Below are 14,883 nucleotides of genomic sequence, written 5' to 3' on the forward strand. Positions count from 1 at the left end.
AATCTGCAGGAGTTCGATGCGATGATCACTGCCGAAAAGATCGATTGGAGCCTGCGCTGGAAGCAGGAAGGGCTTGAAGCTGGCCGGGAGGAAGGCCGAAGGAAAGGGCTGCAGGAGGGCAAAGCGGGACTGCTCGAACAATTGCTGGCGCGCCGCTTCGGTCCGTTGCCGCTTGCCGTGCGCGAACGCCTGGCCGGTGCTTCCGATGGCGAACTGGATAGCTGGGCGTTGAACGTACTGGACGCGGCCAGCCTGGAAGAAGTGTTTCACGGCTGAAGCCGTAGCGCCTTGGCGTGCCGCCGCATGGCCGTTCCTCGGCAATGAATGCCCCGAGCCTTCGATCGCTGCCCCTATCGGTACTTCGGGCCGCCTTCCCTATCCGGCGCCGGGTTCAGTTTCCCCTCCCGCCCGCGAACCGCCATTCGGTTACCAAAACACGCACCGGCCCTTGAAATCCCCCAAAACGGACACATATCTGGCGATTGCCTGGGGTGATTCGTGTTACACCGTCCGCTGTTTTGCCGAGCTGGGCGGAACCGGGGGTTAGTCCGGGTTTGCCCCAGGGAAGCGGCTTATGCTGTAATCCGGCCCCGTTTGTCGGGCCGGCCGCAAGAAGGAGCGATGCGTGGAGGATTTGGCCCGCGAGGCGATACGAGCCCAGGGAGCGCGCGTAACGGCAACCCGGGTGCACGTGCTGGCGGCCTTGATGGCGGCCGCGAGCGCCTTGTCGCACCAGGAGCTGTTCGACCGCATCGGGTCGTCGGTATCGGTGGATCGCGTCACGGTGTACCGGGTGCTGGAATGGCTGGTGCAAACCGGGCTGGCGCACCGCATCGCGGGCGAGGATCGCGTCTGGCGCTTCAGCGTCGCGCGGCCAGGCGATGAGGCGAGCCATGATCATGCCCACCACCATCACGCCGATCCGCATGGGCATTTCCAATGCGATGTGTGCCGGCGCATGTTCTGTATCGATGCGCCGGTGGGCATCCAGCAGAATCTCGATCGCCTGCCCGAAGGGTTCGAAGGGCGCGACGTGGAAATGGTGGTGCGCGGGCGGTGTCCCGCCTGCGCCAGCGCCGGCCGAGGGGCCGGCGAGGGACGAAAAACGCATTGAAGCGTCCGAGACGCATGTGCAAGGAGTTGTAGAGATGAAGGCTGCGGACAAAACGCCGAAGCAGATTCCGGTCACTGTCCTGACAGGGTTCCTGGGAGCGGGCAAGACCACGCTGCTCAACCGTATTCTCAACGAATACCACGGCCGCCGCGTCGCGGTGATCGAGAACGAGTTCGGGCCGGAGGGCATCGACAACGACCTGCTGATCCAGGAACGCGACGAGCAGATCGTCGAAATGAACAACGGCTGCGTGTGCTGCACCGTGCGCGGCGACCTCGTGCGCATCCTGATCGACTTGAAGGACAAGCACCGCAAGGGCGCGCTGAATTTCGAGCGCGTCATCATCGAGACGACCGGCATGGCCAATCCCGGCCCGGTGTGCCAGACTTTCTTCATGGAAGACGAGGTCGCCAGCTTTTTCAGGCTGGACGCCGTCATCACCGTGGTGGACGCCAAGCACGGCATGCAGACCCTGGACGAGCAGCCCGAGGCGCTCAATCAGGTGGGTTTCGCCGACCGCATCCTGGTGTCCAAGGTCGATCTGGTCACCGACGCCGAATTCCAGGCGCTGCGCTCGCGCCTGCTGCACATCAACCCGCGCGCGCCGATCACGCCGGTCAACTTCGGCGAAGTCGACCTGAAGGAAATCATCGACATCAATGGCTTCAACCTGAACGCCATCCTCGACATCGATCCGGAATTCCTGGCCGAAGAGCATCCCGACGCGGCGGAGCACGATCACGGTCACGACCATGACCACGACCATGCGCATCATGGCCACGACCACGGCGAACATTGCGAAGCCGAGGGCTGCAACGACCCCAGCCACGACCACGCGCACGGCCATCACCACCACCATCACGACGACGCCATCGGCGCCTTCGTGTTCAAGTCGGACAAGGCTTTCGACCCCATGCGCCTGGAGGAATTCCTGGGCGGCGTGGTGCAGGTGTACGGAACCGATTTATTGCGGTACAAGGGTATCTTGTACATGAGTGGCGTCAATCGCCGGATGCTGTTCCAGGGGGTGCACATGCTGATGGGGGCCGATGCCGGCCGGGCCTGGGCACCAGGGGAAAAGCGCGGCAGCAAGCTGGTCTTCATCGGCCGCAACCTGCCCCGCGACGTATTCATGCACGGCCTGGAGCAGTGCCTCGTCAAATAAGCGAAGCGGGCGTCGCCCGCTTTGCGTGGAGCATTTCATGGCAACGAAAGCTTCAAGCTCAACCGAAGTCACTCAGGAGAACGCGTTGGAAAACGTGATGACCAAGCCGGCTCAGGCCGTGCTCTCTGAAAAAGAGTTGTTGGCCATGCCCGAGGCCGACTATATGAACGAGGCCCAGCTCGCTTTCTTCAAGCACCGGCTGCAGGAAATCGAACGCGAGCTGTTGCAGAACGCGGGCGAAACCACCGAGCACCTGCGCGAGACGCCTTTCGTGCCGGATCCCGCCGACCGCGCCACGATCGAGGAAGAGCATGCGCTGGAACTGCGCACGCGCGACCGCGAACGCAAGCTGCTCAAGAAGGTGCAGCAGGCGCTGGCCAGCATCGAGTCCGGCGAGTACGGCTGGTGCGAGGAAACCGGCGAGCCCATCGGCGTCGCCCGCCTGCTGGCGCGCCCCACGGCCACCCTGTCGCTGGAAGCGCAGCAGCGCCGCGAACTGCGGCAGAAGCTGTACGGGGACTGATCCCTCGGGAACCCGCAATGAGACGGCGCCTTCGGGCGCCGTTTTTTTGCCGCCGGGCCGCCCCAAGGTAAAAACGCCCCCCGGAGGGCAGCGCCGCCGCGAGGCGGCAAGCGTGGGGGCATTTTTTGTGTCGGGCGGCCTGTGGCAAAAGCATCCTCTTGAAGAATCGCCGTTCTGCCCCCAGTCTCCTAAACTGCATTCTCGACAGTTACTTCACAACCCTACTTCATCCCCTAACCGACTACGGCCATCCCCCTGATCCTGGGCGCCGCGGATCCGGCTCCGCCGGTCCGCCAGCGCCGCCCTTGGGGGGGCCGCGCAGCGGGCAGGGGGGGACCCCCACCCTATGGAACAATTTCACGGCACGACCATCATCAGCGTGCGCCGCGGCAACCGCGTCGCGCTGGGCGGCGACGGTCAGGTCACCCTGGGCAACATCGTCATGAAAGGCAGCGCGCGCAAGGTGCGGCGCCTGTACAAGGACTCCGTGCTGGCGGGATTCGCCGGCGCCACCGCCGATGCGTTCACGCTGATCGAGCGTTTCGAGGGCAAGTTGGAAAAGCACCAGGGCCACTTGCTGCGCGCCGCCGTCGACCTGACGCGCGACTGGCGCACCGACCGCGTGCTGCGCCGGCTCGAGGCCATGCTCATCGTGGCCGACCGCGATTCGACGCTGGTGCTGACCGGCAACGGCGACGTGCTCGAACCCGAGCATGGCCTGGCGGCGATCGGTTCGGGCGGCGCCTATGCGCAGTCGGCCGGCCTGGCGCTGCTGCAGAACACCGAGATGGCGCCCGAGGACATCGTCAGGAAATCGCTGCAGATCGCGGGCGATCTGTGCATCTACACCAATCAGCATCACACCGTCGAGGTGCTCGAATGAACATGATGACTCCTGGCGAGATCGTCTCCGAACTCGATAAATACATCGTCGGCCAGGACAAGGCCAAGCGCTCGGTGGCCATCGCGCTGCGCAACCGCTGGCGCCGCCAGCAGGTGTCCGAGCCGCTGCGCCACGAGATCCATCCCAAGAACATTCTGATGATCGGCCCCACCGGCGTGGGCAAGACCGAGATCGCGCGCCGCCTGGCCAAGCTGGCCGATGCGCCGTTCGTGAAGGTCGAGGCGACCAAGTTCACCGAGGTGGGCTATGTGGGGCGCGACGTCGACACCATCATCCGCGACCTGGCCGAGGTGGCGGTCAAGCAGGTGCGCGAGGCCGAGATGCGGCGTGTGCGCACGCAGGCCGAGGACGCCGCCGAAGACCGCATTCTCGACGTGCTGGTGCCGCCGCCGCGCGACGCCATGGGCAACCCGCAGCGCGACGAAGGCAGCGCCGCGCGTCAGACGTTCCGCAAGCGCCTGCGCGAAGGCCAGCTCGACGACAAGGAAATCGAGATCGAGGTGGCCCAGGCCGTGCCGCAGATGGAAATCATGTCGCCGCCCGGCATGGAGGAAATGACCGAACAGATCCGCGGCATGTTCGCCGGCCTGTCCCAGGGCAAGAAAAAAGCCCGCAAGCTGCGCATCAAAGAGGCGTTCAAGCTGCTGGTGGACGAGGAAGCCGGCCGCCGCGTGAACGAGGAAGAGCTGCGCACCAAGGCGCTGGCCGCGGTTGAGCAGAACGGCATCGTGTTCCTGGACGAGATCGACAAGATCGCCACGCGCCAGGAAGTGAGCGGCGGCGACGTCTCCCGCCAGGGCGTGCAGCGCGACCTGCTGCCGCTGGTCGAGGGCACGACGGTCAACACCAAGTACGGCATGGTGCGCACCGACCACATCCTGTTCATCGCCTCGGGCGCCTTCCACCTAGCGCGGCCGTCGGACCTGATCCCTGAATTGCAGGGGCGCTTTCCGATCCGTGTGGAGCTGGAGTCGCTGACCAGCAAGGATTTCATCCGCATCCTGTCGGATACCGATGCCTCGCTGATCAAGCAGTACACGGCGCTGCTCGATACCGAAGGGGTGACGCTCACCTTCACCGACGACGGCATCGCGCGCCTGGCCGAACTGGCGTTCGCGGTCAACGAGAAGACCGAGAACATCGGCGCGCGGCGGCTTTACACCGTCATGGAGAAGCTGCTGGAAGAGTTGTCGTTCGATGCGACGCGCCGCAGCGGCGAAAATGTCCTCATCGACGCGGAATACGTCAACCGGCAGCTCGAAGAGGCCGCCGCGCACCAGGACCTGGCGCGCTACGTGCTGTAGCGCCCCGCCCGCGTCGCATGATGCGGATGCCGCGCGGACCCAGGGCGCCGCGGATCCGGCTCCGCCGGTCCGCCAGCGCCGCCCCCTAAAGGGGGCCCGCGCAAGCGGGTAGGGGGTGGGCTCCCCCCCCGGGTGGGCTTATTTCGGTTCGATGGCCGTGATGGTGTACTGGTTGTCGACCTGTTCGGCCGCGAAACGGACGGTATCGCCCGGCTTGACGCGGCTCAGCATGGCCGGGTCGGACACCCGGAACACCAGGGTCATGGCCGGCAGCTTCAAATTGGCGATGGGACCGTGCTTGAGCGTGATCTTGCCGTTGGCGGCATCGACGCGGCGCACTTCGCCTTCGGCATTGAGCGTCTGGGCCAGCACGGCGCCCGCGGTGAAGACCAGGCCGGCCGCCGCGGCCAGCAGTAGCGTGAAGATGCGTTTCATAGTTGCTCCTGATCGGGCATAGCTGCGCTATGCGAGGACGGCGGACGCCCGGCACGCGGCGATGCCCGGGTTGGCCAGTCCGTTGAGGATGGGACAGTCGGGGCGCTCGTCGCCCTGGCAGCGGGAAGCCAGCTGCTCGAGCGTGCCCTTCATGGCCTGCAGCGCGCGGATCTTGTCTTCCAGCTCATGGATGTGGGCCATGGCCAGTTGCTTGACCTCCGAACTGGGGCGCCCGTGGTCGCCCCACAACTGCAGCAGCGTGCCGATCTGGGCGATGGAAAAACCCAGATCGCGCGCGTTGCGGATGAATTGCAGCGTGTGGATGTCGCCCTGGCTGTAGAGGCGATAGCCGGCGTCGGTGCGCTGCGCGGCCGGGATGAGGCCGATGGATTCGTAGTGCCGGATCATCTTGGCCGACACGCCCGAGATTTCGGCGGCCTGGCCGATATTGAGTGCTTGCATGGCTGTCTCCTGGCGGGCCGGGCCGCATGCCCTCCGCCCTCGATGCTTTCCCAGTGTAAACCCTGACACCATGTGAAGGTAAATGGCTGCGCGCAGCCGGATTTCAAGGTGCTGGCGCGGCTGTCGGCCGGGCTGTGGATAAGGTTGGGGGCAAGTGTGTGGATACCCTGTGAAATTCCATGGGGAAAAGGTGTGGACATGGTTGTGCGCATCCTGTTGGCAAGCCTGTGGATGCCCTGGGGATAGCAGGTGGAAAACCCCGTCTGCCGCTGTGGACTGGCTGTGCGCAAGGCTGTGGGCAAGCCCTGTATGGCCGGGTGGAGAACGCTGGGGACAACGTGACGCGGACGGCAGGGGCGGGGCACCGCGAAACCGCCGCCGCGCTATGGCTACAATTGAAGCTGTTTGTCCTTTCCATTTCCCCGGGCGCGCCGCCATGACCGACACCAACCAAGCCGATTCTTCTTCCGAGCAAGGGCCGCTGGCCACGCTCACGCCGCGCATCAAGGCCGGCGTGCTGGCCGAGGCGCTGCCGTATATCCGCCGTTTCCACGGCAAGACCATCGTGGTCAAGTACGGCGGCAACGCCATGACGGAAGAGCGCCTGCAGCGCAGCTTCGCGCACGACGTGGTGCTGCTCAAGCTGGTCGGCCTGAACCCCATCGTGGTGCACGGCGGCGGCCCGCAGATCGACGACGCGCTCAAGCGCGTGGGCAAGCAGGGCACGTTCGTGCAGGGCATGCGGGTGACCGATTCCGAGACCATGGAAGTGGTCGAGTGGGTGCTGGGCGGCCAGGTCCAGCAGGACATCGTCATGATGATCAACGAGTTCGGCGGCAAGGCCGTGGGCCTGACCGGCAAGGACGGCGGCCTGATCCGCGCCCGCAAGATGCTGATGCCCGACAAGAACAACCCCGGCGCCCACCTGGACCTGGGTTTTGTCGGCGAGATCGCCTCCATCGATCCTTCGGTGGTCAAGGCCTTGCAGGACGACCAGTTCATCCCCGTGATCTCGCCCATCGGCTTCGGCGAAGACGGCATGGCCTACAACATCAACGCCGATCTGGTGGCGGGCAAGATCGCCGAGGTGCTGCACGCCGAAAAGCTGATCATGATGACCAATACCCCCGGCGTGCTCGACAAGAACAGCAACTTGCTGACTGGCCTGACCGCCCGCAAGATCGACGAGCTGTTCGCCGACGGCACCATCTCCGGCGGCATGCTGCCCAAGATCTCTTCGGCCCTGGAAGCCGCCAAGAGCGGCGTCAATTCCGTCCACATCGTCGACGGCCGCGTCGAACACTGCCTGCTGCTTGAAATCCTGACCGATCAAGGCATCGGCACGATGATCAAATCCAGTTGAAGGCTCCCCCCTACGCGCTGACGCGCGCCCCCCAGGGGGCGGCACTGGCGGGACTGGCAAAGCCAGATCCGCTGTGCCCGTCATCGAGACATTCGAACGCCAAGACAGCCGTCACATCAGCTTTTCCAGTTTTATGGGCAGCTCGCGTATGCGCACGCCGGTGGCGTGGTGGACGGCGGAGGTGATGGCGGCGGCTATGCCGGCCAGCCCGATTTCGCCTATGCCGCGCGCGCCCAGTTCGTTGAGGACGGGATCGGGATAGTCGAGGAAGTGGACGTCGATGTCGGGCGCGTCGGCGTGGGTGGCCATCATGTAGTCGGCCAGGTTACTGTTGACCGGCGCGCCGCTGCGCGCGTCGTAGAGGGTTTCTTCCAGCAGGGCCATGCCCAGCCCCATGACGATGGCGCCTTCGATCTGGTTGCGGCCGGTGCGGGGGTTGATGATCTTGCCGGCGTCGATCACAGTTACTACGCGTTCCACCCGCAGGCGCGCCATGGCGGGTTGCCAGGCGACTTCGACGAAATGCGCGCCGAAGGAGTGCAGGGAATGCTGCTTGGCGCGCTCGTCGGCGTCGCTGGCCGCGGCCTGGCCATGGCCCGTCACGTGGACGAGGCCGGCCGCCTGAAGGACGGCTTCGTAGGGTACGCCGGCCGAGGCCGGGAGGTCCGCGCGGTGGATGCGGCCGCCGGTGAAGCGCAGCGCCTCGGCGGGCTGGCCGGCAAAGGCCGGCAGGCCGCAGCGTGCGGCGCAGGCCAGCAATTGGCGGATCGCGTCGCGGCCGGCGGCCAGTACCGCAGGCACTAGCGAGCCGGTGGCCATCGAGCCTCCGGACAGGGGACCCGGCGGCAGCCGGGTATCGCCCAGGGCAACGTCGATGCGCGCGAGCGGCAGGCCGGTGGCGGCTGCCGCCATTTGAGCGATGACGGTGTAGGTGCCGGTGCCGATATCCTGTGTCGCGCTCGCCACGCGCGCGCGGCCGTCGGCGCGCAGTTCCAGGCTGGCCTGGGCGGCCAGCCGCTTGGCCATCCAGGAGCAGGCCGCCATTCCCCATCCGAGGATGTCGCCGCTGCGGCGCATGGAGCCGGCCTGCGGCGTCCTGCGCGCCCAGCCGAAGCGCTCGGCGCCCTGTACCAGGCATTCCCGCAGATGGCGGGAAGAGAACGGAATCTCGTCGGCTTCATCCATTTCGGGCTCGTTGCGCAGGCGCAGCTCCACCGGATCGACGCCCAGCTCGATGGCCAGTTCGTCCATGGCCGACTCGATCGCGAACAGGCCGGGCACGGCGCCCGGCCCGCGCATCGAGGTGGTCGGTCCGACATGCCGGCGCGACGAGGCGTACGCGACCCGCAGGTTGGGCGTGCTGTAGAGAAAGCCGCTGGCCTCGCCGCAGTTTTCCTTGTGGTATTCCTCTTGCGCGACCTGGAACAGGTAATCGTGCTGCAGCGAGGTCAGCCGGCCTTCGGGAGTGGCCGAAAGGCGTACGCGCTGCTGCGTGCTGCCGCGATGGCCGACGGTGTGGAACATCATGCGGCGGCTGAGCACCAGCTTGACCGGCCGGCGCAAGTCGCGCGAAGCGGCTGCCGCGAGCAGGGAATGGCCCCAGGTCCACAGCTTGCCGCCGAATCCCGAACCCAGGTGCTCGGTCACCACGCGCACCTGCTCGGCCGGCACGCCCAGCATCTGCGCCATGGCGGCGCGCTGGTTGCCGATCGCCTGCGTGGTTTCGTACAGCGTGAAGTCCTGGCCGTCGTACACCGCGACGGTGGCGTGCAATTCGATGGGGTTATGGGTTTCGGCCGGGGTGGTATAGGTATGGTCGATCTTGATGTCTGCCGCTGCAAAAGCTGCTGCCGCGTCGCCGCGCCGGGTGTCGACGGCCTGCTCGCCGTCCGGCGACAGCGTTTCTTCCACATCGGGAGGCTGCGCCTCGTAGTCCGCGCGGACGGCGGCTGCGGCGGCCGTGGCCTGCTCGAGAGTGTCGGCCGCGACCACGGCCACGTACTGGCCGTAATAGCGGATCACGTCGTCTTCGAACGGCGGCCGGCGCTCGTCGATCTGCGGTCCGTCCTCGGGCAGGCGATGGAAGGTCCCGATGTTGGCGCGCGTATAGATGCGGCGCACGCCGGGCATGCGCGACGCTTGCGTGGCGTCGAGGGCGCGCAGCCGGCCGCGGCCTATCGTGGCGCATACCGGAACAGCGTACAGCATGCCGGGCAAGCACCGGTCCGACGTATAGCGTGCCTCGCCGGTCACCTTCTGCGGGCCTTCCACCCGGGTGAATGCGCCACCGATGACCGCCTCTGGCTGGAGTACTGGATGAGTCATGGCCGGCCTCCCTCAGGCAAGTTGGATCGTGGTCCGCAGGGCATGGACCAGACAGCGCCTGGCCAGCTCGATCTTGAACGCGTTCTGGCTCTGCGGCCGGGCATGCTCGAGCAGGGCGGCCGCAGCCGCCTCGAACGCCGCATCGCCGGCCGGGCCGGCGGTCAACAGCCGCTCCGCTTCGGGCGAGCGCCAGGGGCGCGTGCCGATGCCGCCCATGGCGATGCGCGCCTGCGTGATGCGGCCGCTTTTCATGGTGAGCACGACCGCCGCCGATACCAGCGCGAACTCGTAGGAGGCGCGGTCGCGCAGCTTCAGATAGTGCGATCGCGTGCCGAGCGGCAAAGGCGGTAGCGTGACGTGGGTGATCAGCTCGCCGGGCTCCAGTACCGTTTCCCGCTGCGGCGTGTCGCCGGGCAGCAGGAAGAAATCGTCGATGGCGATCCGGCGCTCGCCGGCTGCTCCGCGTGTATGGATGGTCGCGCCAAGGGCCGTCAGTGCAACGTTCATGTCCGACGGATGGCTGGCGATGCAGGCCGCGCTGGTGCCCAGTATCGCCAGGTTGCGGTTGTAGCCGTCGATGGCCGAACAGCCGGAGCCCGGTTCGCGCTTGTTGCAGGGCATGGCGACGTCGCGGAAATAGACGCAGCGGGTGCGTTGCAGCAGATTGCCGCCGGTGGTCGCCATATTGCGCAGTTGCGCAGAGGCGCCCGACAGCAATGCCTCGGACAGTACCGGGTAGCGTTCGCGGATGGGCCGGGCATGGGCGAGGTCGGCATTGCGCACCGTCGCGCCGATGCGCACGCCGCCTTGGGCGGTGGTTTCGATGCGGTCCAGGGGCAGCCGGCTGATATCCACGACCAGGCCGGGCCGTTCCACGTCCAGCTTCATCAGGTCCACCAGCGTCGTGCCGCCGGCCAGGAAGCGCACGGGCGGCGCCGCGCCGCGCCGGTCCAGTGCAGGCGCTGCCATGCGTAAAGCCTGTTCGACCGCGTCGGCGCGGGTCAGTCGGAACATCTCCATGGCGGTCTCCTCAGGTTTCCCGGCCGCGCGCGTCCTGCACCGCCGCCACGATGTTCCGGTAGGCGCCGCAGCGGCAGATATTGCCGCTCATGCACTCCTTCACGTCGGCATCGGCCGGGCCGCAGGGTTCGGACATGAGCGCCGCCGCCGACATGATCTGGCCGCACGTGCAGTAGCCGCACTGATAGGCGTCGTGCTCCAGAAACGCCGCCTGGACGGGATGCAGGGCGCCGTCCCGCGCCAATCCTTCGATCGTCGTGACCTCGTCGCCGTCCAGCGCCGCCGCGAGCAGCAGGCAGGCATTGACCCGCCTTCCATTCACATGGACCGTACAGGCGCCGCACTGCCCGTGGTCGCAGCCCTTTTTGGCGCCGGTCAGGCCGAGCTGCTCGCGCAGGCAGTCCAGCAGCGTCGTGCGCGGATCGATGTGCAGGCGGCGGGATTGGCCATTCACGCGCAGCGTGACCTCCTGCGCGGGAGAGACTGGCCGTGAATCGGCATGGGTTTGCGGCCGTGCAACCGCGGGAGGCGCGGAGATGACGTGGGACATGGCGTGCTCCAGGAAATCGCATCCGCGTTCGGGCTGGGGCTCGCCCGAGCATGCGGCGTACAAGAAAGAGCGCCTGCAACCAGCAACTCCCGTTCCCGCCCCGTCCTCGTTCATCCGCCCTCGGCTCGGCGGCTGCCCCGGCTTTCCTGCGTGCTACGATGCCCGCGGCAAGTTCGCCGGCCGTCCAAACCCGTGCCGCCGCCCCAACGGAAAATCGCAAGCAATACAGTGCCTCCCCCCAAGACTCCCCCCCTCGACCCAGGAAACCGCGGATCCGGCTCCGCCAGTCCGCCAGTTTCGCCCCCTGGGGGGCGCGCGTCAGCGCGTAGGGGGGGGCCTCTCCTCATTCCCGAAGTCGCTGCCGCGGTTACCGGCGTGCCATCGCTGGCCACGGCGCCGCGGCGGCAGATACGGCGGCCGCTGGGGCGGGTGCGGGCGACGCGGCGGCTGCGCAAAGCCGGCGAGCCGGTCTGGTTCTTCGACCTGGACAACACGCTGCACGATGCCTCGCACGCCATTTTTTCGCACATCGATCTGTCCATGACCCATGCGGTGATGGAGACGCTGAACGTTTCCATGGACGAGGCCCATGTGATCCGCAAGCGCTATTGGCAGCGTTACGGCGCGACCTTGATCGGCATGGTCAGGCACCACGGCGTTTCGGCTGCGGAATTCCTGCACCGCAGCCACAGCTTCGACGTCCGTCCGCTGGTGCGCGCGGACAGTGATCTACGTAACCGCTTGTCACGGCTTCCGGGGCGCAAGGTATTGCTCACCAACGCGCCTCACAACTACGCGCGCACCATTCTGAGCCACCTCGGCATCCTGGACTGCTTCGACAGCCTGTGGGCCGTCGAAGACATGCGCTTCCATGGCGAATTCCGGGTCAAGCCTTCCCCCGCTCTCTACCGCCACGTCATGGCTATGGAGGGGGTAAGCGCTCACAATTCGGTCTTGGTGGAAGACACCGCGGCCAATCTGCGCGGGGCTCGCCAGGTCGGCATGCGCACGGTTCACGTGCGACATTCAGGCACGCCTTTCGCCAAGACGCACCGCGGCCGCCCGCTTTTCGTCGACCTTCAAGTAAACTCCGTCAGTCACTTGTTGTTACAGCGCCGCGCCCTTCGCCGCTTTTGACCATCTTGACCGCGTGCGCGGCCGGGTCGCCAGGGCGATCCTTTTCTCTTTGCATGGATTCCTCCGCGTCATGGCCTCTAGCAAGTCGGGCGAACGCAAGACCCAGATCCTCCAGATGCTGGCGGAAATGCTCGAGCACCCCAAGGGCGAACGCATCACCACCGCGGCCCTGGCGGCCCGCCTGCAAGTCTCCGAAGCCGCGCTCTACCGCCACTTCGCCAGCAAGGCGCAGATGTTCGAAGGCTTGATCGAATTCATCGAGAACTCGGTCTTCGGCCTGTTCAACGTCATTTCCGAATCCGAGGCCAGCGGCCTGATCCAGGCGCGCAAGGCCATCCTCATGCTGCTCACTTTCGCCGAGCGCAACAAGGGCATGACGCGCGTGCTGATCGGCGACGCCCTCGTATCCGAAGACGAGCGTCTGCAGGGGCGCATGAACCAGTTCCTCGACCGGATCGAAGCCTCGCTGCGGCAGTGCCTGCGCAACGCGCTCGCCGCCAACGAACTGCCCGCTACCGACGATATCCACGCCCGCGCCAGCCTGATCCTGCACTTCGTGCTGGGCCGCTGGCACCGCTATGCGAAAAGCGGATGGAAGCGTTCGCCATCCGAGCATCTGGACGTGCAGATACAGATCATGCTGTCCTGAGCCGTCATTGCCCGGCAAGCGGACGGAGGTTTCTTCAGTCTGTCATCCTCAATTTTGATGATGGCGGGCCGCGGCGAAGGACATAACATCGCGGCAGGTCTTTACCGTGCCTTTCCAGCTTTGCGGTTTGCGGGGCGGCCTCGTCGCGGATCGAGGCGGGTCATGCCTGCCACCTCGGCGGGTCAATACGGAAACGCTTCTCCCGACGCCGCCAGCCGTTCGTCGTCCCGCGTGAAAATCCCCCACTGGTCGATACGTCCTTGCGGCCACTTCCACGATTCCGGCGTGCCGGTCGGGTAGCTGTCGTCGACCCGGTCGATCTCCGCGGTGTATTCGATGCACGCGCCGAAGGGACTGACGAAGTACGCGAACACGTTGTTGCCCGGGCCATGCCGGCCGGGGCCCCAGGCGGTCGCCAGGCCGGCGTCCCTGAGCCGGCCCATGCCGCGCATGACCGCGTCGGTGTCGCGCATTTCGAAGGCGACGTGGTTCAGCGTCCGCTTGGATGCCGAGGCGGCCAGCGCGATGACGTGGTGCAGGTCGTCGCAGCGGATGAAATTCATGCGCCGGGTGCGGTCGCTGATCCGGAAGCCGAAGGTGTCCACCAGGAATTGCGAGGCGGCTTCGACGTCGGAGGTGTTGAACACGACGTGCGCGAGACGGATGGGGCGGTGGCTGTCCACGGGCAGGGCCGCGGGCGCGGGGTCGCGCTCGGCGACGAAGCGGTAGGGTTCGCCGCCGGCGCCGCGCACTTCGAAGCCGGCGCCGCGTCCGGGTTCGTCGTATTCGTCCACCCAGGGGCCGTGCGCCGCGCCGGCCTGTTGGACACGCAGCCACAGTGCTTCCACCTCTTCGCGCGAGCCGGCCAGCGTGGCCGAGGCGAAACGCCGTTCGGGCGCTTCTTTCACGCTGACGAGGTAGTGCTGCGCGCCGGTGCCGCGCAGGTAGGTGGTGTCGCCGCGGCTGGCCACCTCCGCCAGGCCCCACGGGGAGGCGAGGAAGGCGACGGCGCCGGCGCGGTCCGGCATGTGGAGTTCGACGCTGCGCAGATGCATGGCGGATCCTTGGGAAGGGCCGGGGTCAGCGGCCGTAGAAGGCATTGACGGTGTCGTCGGCCACCTGTTGAAGAAAGGCGGCGGTTTCTTTGTCCACGCGTCCGAAGTAATCGTAGGTATTGCCTTTGGACGGCTTGCCGTACAGGCTGCCGTAGACCACCGCGGCCGAGAGATAGGTGCCGGCCAGCGTGGGATGGTTGCCGTCGTACTCGGTCTGGAGCTTGATGCCGGGGCGGCGGCGGTAGGCTTCATCGAAGGCCGGCCCGACCGGGATGACGAGCGCGCCGATTTCATTGCCTACCGACAGCAGCATGTCCGCGTTCTTCTGGGTCATGCCGGTTTCGGCCAGCGGATGCGGCTTGACCGGCGCGGGCAGCCAGTACAGCGCGGTATGGCTGCCGGCCCGCTTGATCAGCGCGTCGAATTCCAGGACTTTCTTGCGGTAGCGGTCGCGCTGGGCCTCGCCCGAGGCGTCGGTGCTGTTGCCGGCCAGCACGACGAGCTGGAAGGGCTCCTTGACGTTCAGGATGCCGGGCTTGAGGAAGTGCTCGAGCGGGTATTGGTCCAGCGTGGCGCCGGTGATGTGGACAGATTTGTAGCTGGACTTGACCGTGCTTTCCAGCGCGGGATTGGCGGCGCTGATCATGCGGTGCACGTGGGTGGACAGGCCGTTGTTGTAGTAGACCAGGCTGTTGCCGACGAACAGCACGCGCGTGGGCGCCTCGGCGGGCGCATGTTTCAAGGCGGGCGACGGCTGCGCGCCCGCGCCCAGCGGCAGGAACAGGGCCAGGGACAGGCCCAGGGCGGCGAGGCGGAGGGAAAGCCTGGCGAAAGCGCATTGCATGATGGTGGTCTCCTGGAGGATCGCGGTGCGGCG

The 14,883-nt window shown here is 66.5% G+C and carries 16 protein-coding genes; 9 read left to right on the forward strand and 7 right to left on the reverse strand.

All coding sequences use genetic code 11. From position 1 onward, the window contains the following. The 6 genes from PIGHUM_RS12870 to hslU form a co-directional block, all read left to right on the forward strand. Positions 1-276, forward strand: a 276-nt coding sequence (locus PIGHUM_RS12870; protein ID WP_222929253.1) for a DUF4351 domain-containing protein, incomplete at its 5' end; no start/stop codon positions are given. 349 nt (positions 277-625) lie between these two features. Continuing rightward, positions 626-1,114 (forward strand): Fur family transcriptional regulator, encoded by a 489-nt coding sequence (locus tag PIGHUM_RS12875; protein ID WP_124080012.1) that lies wholly within the window; start codon positions 626-628, stop codon positions 1,112-1,114. 34 nt (positions 1,115-1,148) lie between these two features. After that, positions 1,149-2,279 carry a CobW family GTP-binding protein gene (locus tag PIGHUM_RS12880; RefSeq protein WP_124080013.1) on the forward strand — a complete coding sequence of 377 codons (1,131 nt, stop codon included), beginning with the start codon at positions 1,149-1,151 and terminating at the stop codon, positions 2,277-2,279. Positions 2,280-2,376: 97 nt separating this feature from the next. After that, positions 2,377-2,802: an RNA polymerase-binding protein DksA gene (gene dksA, locus PIGHUM_RS12885; RefSeq protein WP_425466725.1), complete on the forward strand. Its 426-nt coding sequence runs from the start codon at positions 2,377-2,379 to the stop codon at positions 2,800-2,802. Between the two features lie 346 nt (positions 2,803-3,148). After that, the gene (hslV, locus tag PIGHUM_RS12890) at positions 3,149-3,685 is read left to right on the forward strand and encodes an ATP-dependent protease subunit HslV (RefSeq protein WP_124080015.1); all 537 of its coding nucleotides are present in this window, start codon (positions 3,149-3,151) and stop codon (positions 3,683-3,685) included. Positions 3,686-3,690: 5 nt separating this feature from the next. After that, on the forward strand, positions 3,691-5,010 hold the full coding sequence (hslU, locus tag PIGHUM_RS12895) for an ATP-dependent protease ATPase subunit HslU (RefSeq protein WP_124080065.1): 1,320 nt from the start codon (positions 3,691-3,693) through the stop codon (positions 5,008-5,010). Between the two features lie 138 nt (positions 5,011-5,148). Here hslU and PIGHUM_RS12900 read toward each other — a convergent pair whose 3' ends face one another. Further along, positions 5,149-5,445, reverse strand: coding sequence for a copper-binding protein (locus PIGHUM_RS12900; RefSeq protein ID WP_124080016.1), 297 nt, complete (start codon positions 5,443-5,445; stop codon positions 5,149-5,151). A 27-nt stretch (positions 5,446-5,472) separates the two neighbouring features. After that, the gene (cueR, locus tag PIGHUM_RS12905) at positions 5,473-5,907 is read right to left on the reverse strand and encodes a Cu(I)-responsive transcriptional regulator (protein ID WP_124080017.1); all 435 of its coding nucleotides are present in this window, start codon (positions 5,905-5,907) and stop codon (positions 5,473-5,475) included. Positions 5,908-6,343: 436 nt separating this feature from the next. Here cueR and argB point away from each other — a divergent pair, with 436 nt between their 5' ends. After that, complete coding sequence (gene argB / locus PIGHUM_RS12910) at positions 6,344-7,270, forward strand: acetylglutamate kinase (protein ID WP_124080018.1); 927 nt, start codon at positions 6,344-6,346, stop codon at positions 7,268-7,270. 111 nt (positions 7,271-7,381) lie between these two features. On the opposite strand, the gene PIGHUM_RS12915 is transcribed toward argB, so the two are convergent. The 3 genes from PIGHUM_RS12915 to PIGHUM_RS12925 are packed head-to-tail and all read right to left on the reverse strand — an operon-like array spanning position 7,382 to position 11,165. Next, on the reverse strand, positions 7,382-9,595 hold the full coding sequence (locus PIGHUM_RS12915; protein ID WP_124080019.1) for a xanthine dehydrogenase family protein molybdopterin-binding subunit: 2,214 nt from the start codon (positions 9,593-9,595) through the stop codon (positions 7,382-7,384). 12 nt (positions 9,596-9,607) lie between these two features. Next, entirely contained in the window at positions 9,608-10,615 is a 1,008-nt protein-coding gene (locus PIGHUM_RS12920) for an FAD binding domain-containing protein (RefSeq protein WP_124080020.1), read from the reverse strand. A 10-nt stretch (positions 10,616-10,625) separates the two neighbouring features. Continuing rightward, positions 10,626-11,165 (reverse strand): (2Fe-2S)-binding protein, encoded by a 540-nt coding sequence (locus PIGHUM_RS12925; RefSeq protein WP_246013159.1) that lies wholly within the window; start codon positions 11,163-11,165, stop codon positions 10,626-10,628. Positions 11,166-11,549: 384 nt separating this feature from the next. On the opposite strand from PIGHUM_RS12925, the gene PIGHUM_RS12930 reads away from it, so the two are divergent. Both PIGHUM_RS12930 and slmA read left to right on the forward strand, forming a co-directional pair. Then, positions 11,550-12,302: a pyrimidine 5'-nucleotidase gene (locus tag PIGHUM_RS12930; protein ID WP_246013163.1), complete on the forward strand. Its 753-nt coding sequence runs from the start codon at positions 11,550-11,552 to the stop codon at positions 12,300-12,302. 70 nt (positions 12,303-12,372) lie between these two features. Continuing rightward, complete coding sequence (gene slmA, locus PIGHUM_RS12935) at positions 12,373-12,951, forward strand: nucleoid occlusion factor SlmA (RefSeq protein ID WP_124080022.1); 579 nt, start codon at positions 12,373-12,375, stop codon at positions 12,949-12,951. 182 nt (positions 12,952-13,133) lie between these two features. On the opposite strand, the gene PIGHUM_RS12940 is transcribed toward slmA, so the two are convergent. Together PIGHUM_RS12940 and PIGHUM_RS12945 are read right to left on the reverse strand one after the other, a co-directional pair. Beyond that, positions 13,134-14,006 carry a VOC family protein gene (locus PIGHUM_RS12940; RefSeq protein ID WP_124080023.1) on the reverse strand — a complete coding sequence of 291 codons (873 nt, stop codon included), beginning with the start codon at positions 14,004-14,006 and terminating at the stop codon, positions 13,134-13,136. A gap of 25 nt (positions 14,007-14,031) precedes the next feature. Then, positions 14,032-14,850, reverse strand: a complete 819-nt coding sequence (locus tag PIGHUM_RS12945; protein WP_124080024.1) for an SGNH/GDSL hydrolase family protein — start codon at positions 14,848-14,850, stop codon at positions 14,032-14,034. Positions 14,851-14,883 lie beyond the last annotated feature (33 nt).

The organism is Pigmentiphaga humi (genome assembly GCF_900606115.1).
Taxonomy (GTDB): domain Bacteria; phylum Pseudomonadota; class Gammaproteobacteria; order Burkholderiales; family Burkholderiaceae_B; genus Pigmentiphaga; species Pigmentiphaga humi.

Bases quoted from the DNA above. Each gene is read 5' to 3' on its own strand.
- PIGHUM_RS12880 (WP_124080013.1), top strand. From the start codon at position 1,149: ATGAAGGCTGCGGACAAAACGCCGAAGCAGATTCCGGTCACTGTCCTG.
- dksA (WP_425466725.1), top strand. From the start codon at position 2,377: ATGACCAAGCCGGCTCAGGCCGTGCTCTCTGAAAAAGAGTTGTTGGCC.
- hslV (WP_124080015.1), top strand. From the start codon at position 3,149: ATGGAACAATTTCACGGCACGACCATCATCAGCGTGCGCCGCGGCAAC.
- hslU (WP_124080065.1), top strand. From the start codon at position 3,691: ATGACTCCTGGCGAGATCGTCTCCGAACTCGATAAATACATCGTCGGC.
- PIGHUM_RS12900 (WP_124080016.1), bottom strand. From the start codon at position 5,445: ATGAAACGCATCTTCACGCTACTGCTGGCCGCGGCGGCCGGCCTGGTC.
- cueR (WP_124080017.1), bottom strand. From the start codon at position 5,907: ATGCAAGCACTCAATATCGGCCAGGCCGCCGAAATCTCGGGCGTGTCG.
- argB (WP_124080018.1), top strand. From the start codon at position 6,344: ATGACCGACACCAACCAAGCCGATTCTTCTTCCGAGCAAGGGCCGCTG.
- PIGHUM_RS12915 (WP_124080019.1), bottom strand. From the start codon at position 9,595: ATGACTCATCCAGTACTCCAGCCAGAGGCGGTCATCGGTGGCGCATTC.
- PIGHUM_RS12920 (WP_124080020.1), bottom strand. From the start codon at position 10,615: ATGGAGATGTTCCGACTGACCCGCGCCGACGCGGTCGAACAGGCTTTA.
- PIGHUM_RS12925 (WP_246013159.1), bottom strand. From the start codon at position 11,165: ATGTCCCACGTCATCTCCGCGCCTCCCGCGGTTGCACGGCCGCAAACC.
- slmA (WP_124080022.1), top strand. From the start codon at position 12,373: ATGGCCTCTAGCAAGTCGGGCGAACGCAAGACCCAGATCCTCCAGATG.
- PIGHUM_RS12940 (WP_124080023.1), bottom strand. From the start codon at position 14,006: ATGCATCTGCGCAGCGTCGAACTCCACATGCCGGACCGCGCCGGCGCC.
- PIGHUM_RS12945 (WP_124080024.1), bottom strand. From the start codon at position 14,850: ATGCAATGCGCTTTCGCCAGGCTTTCCCTCCGCCTCGCCGCCCTGGGC.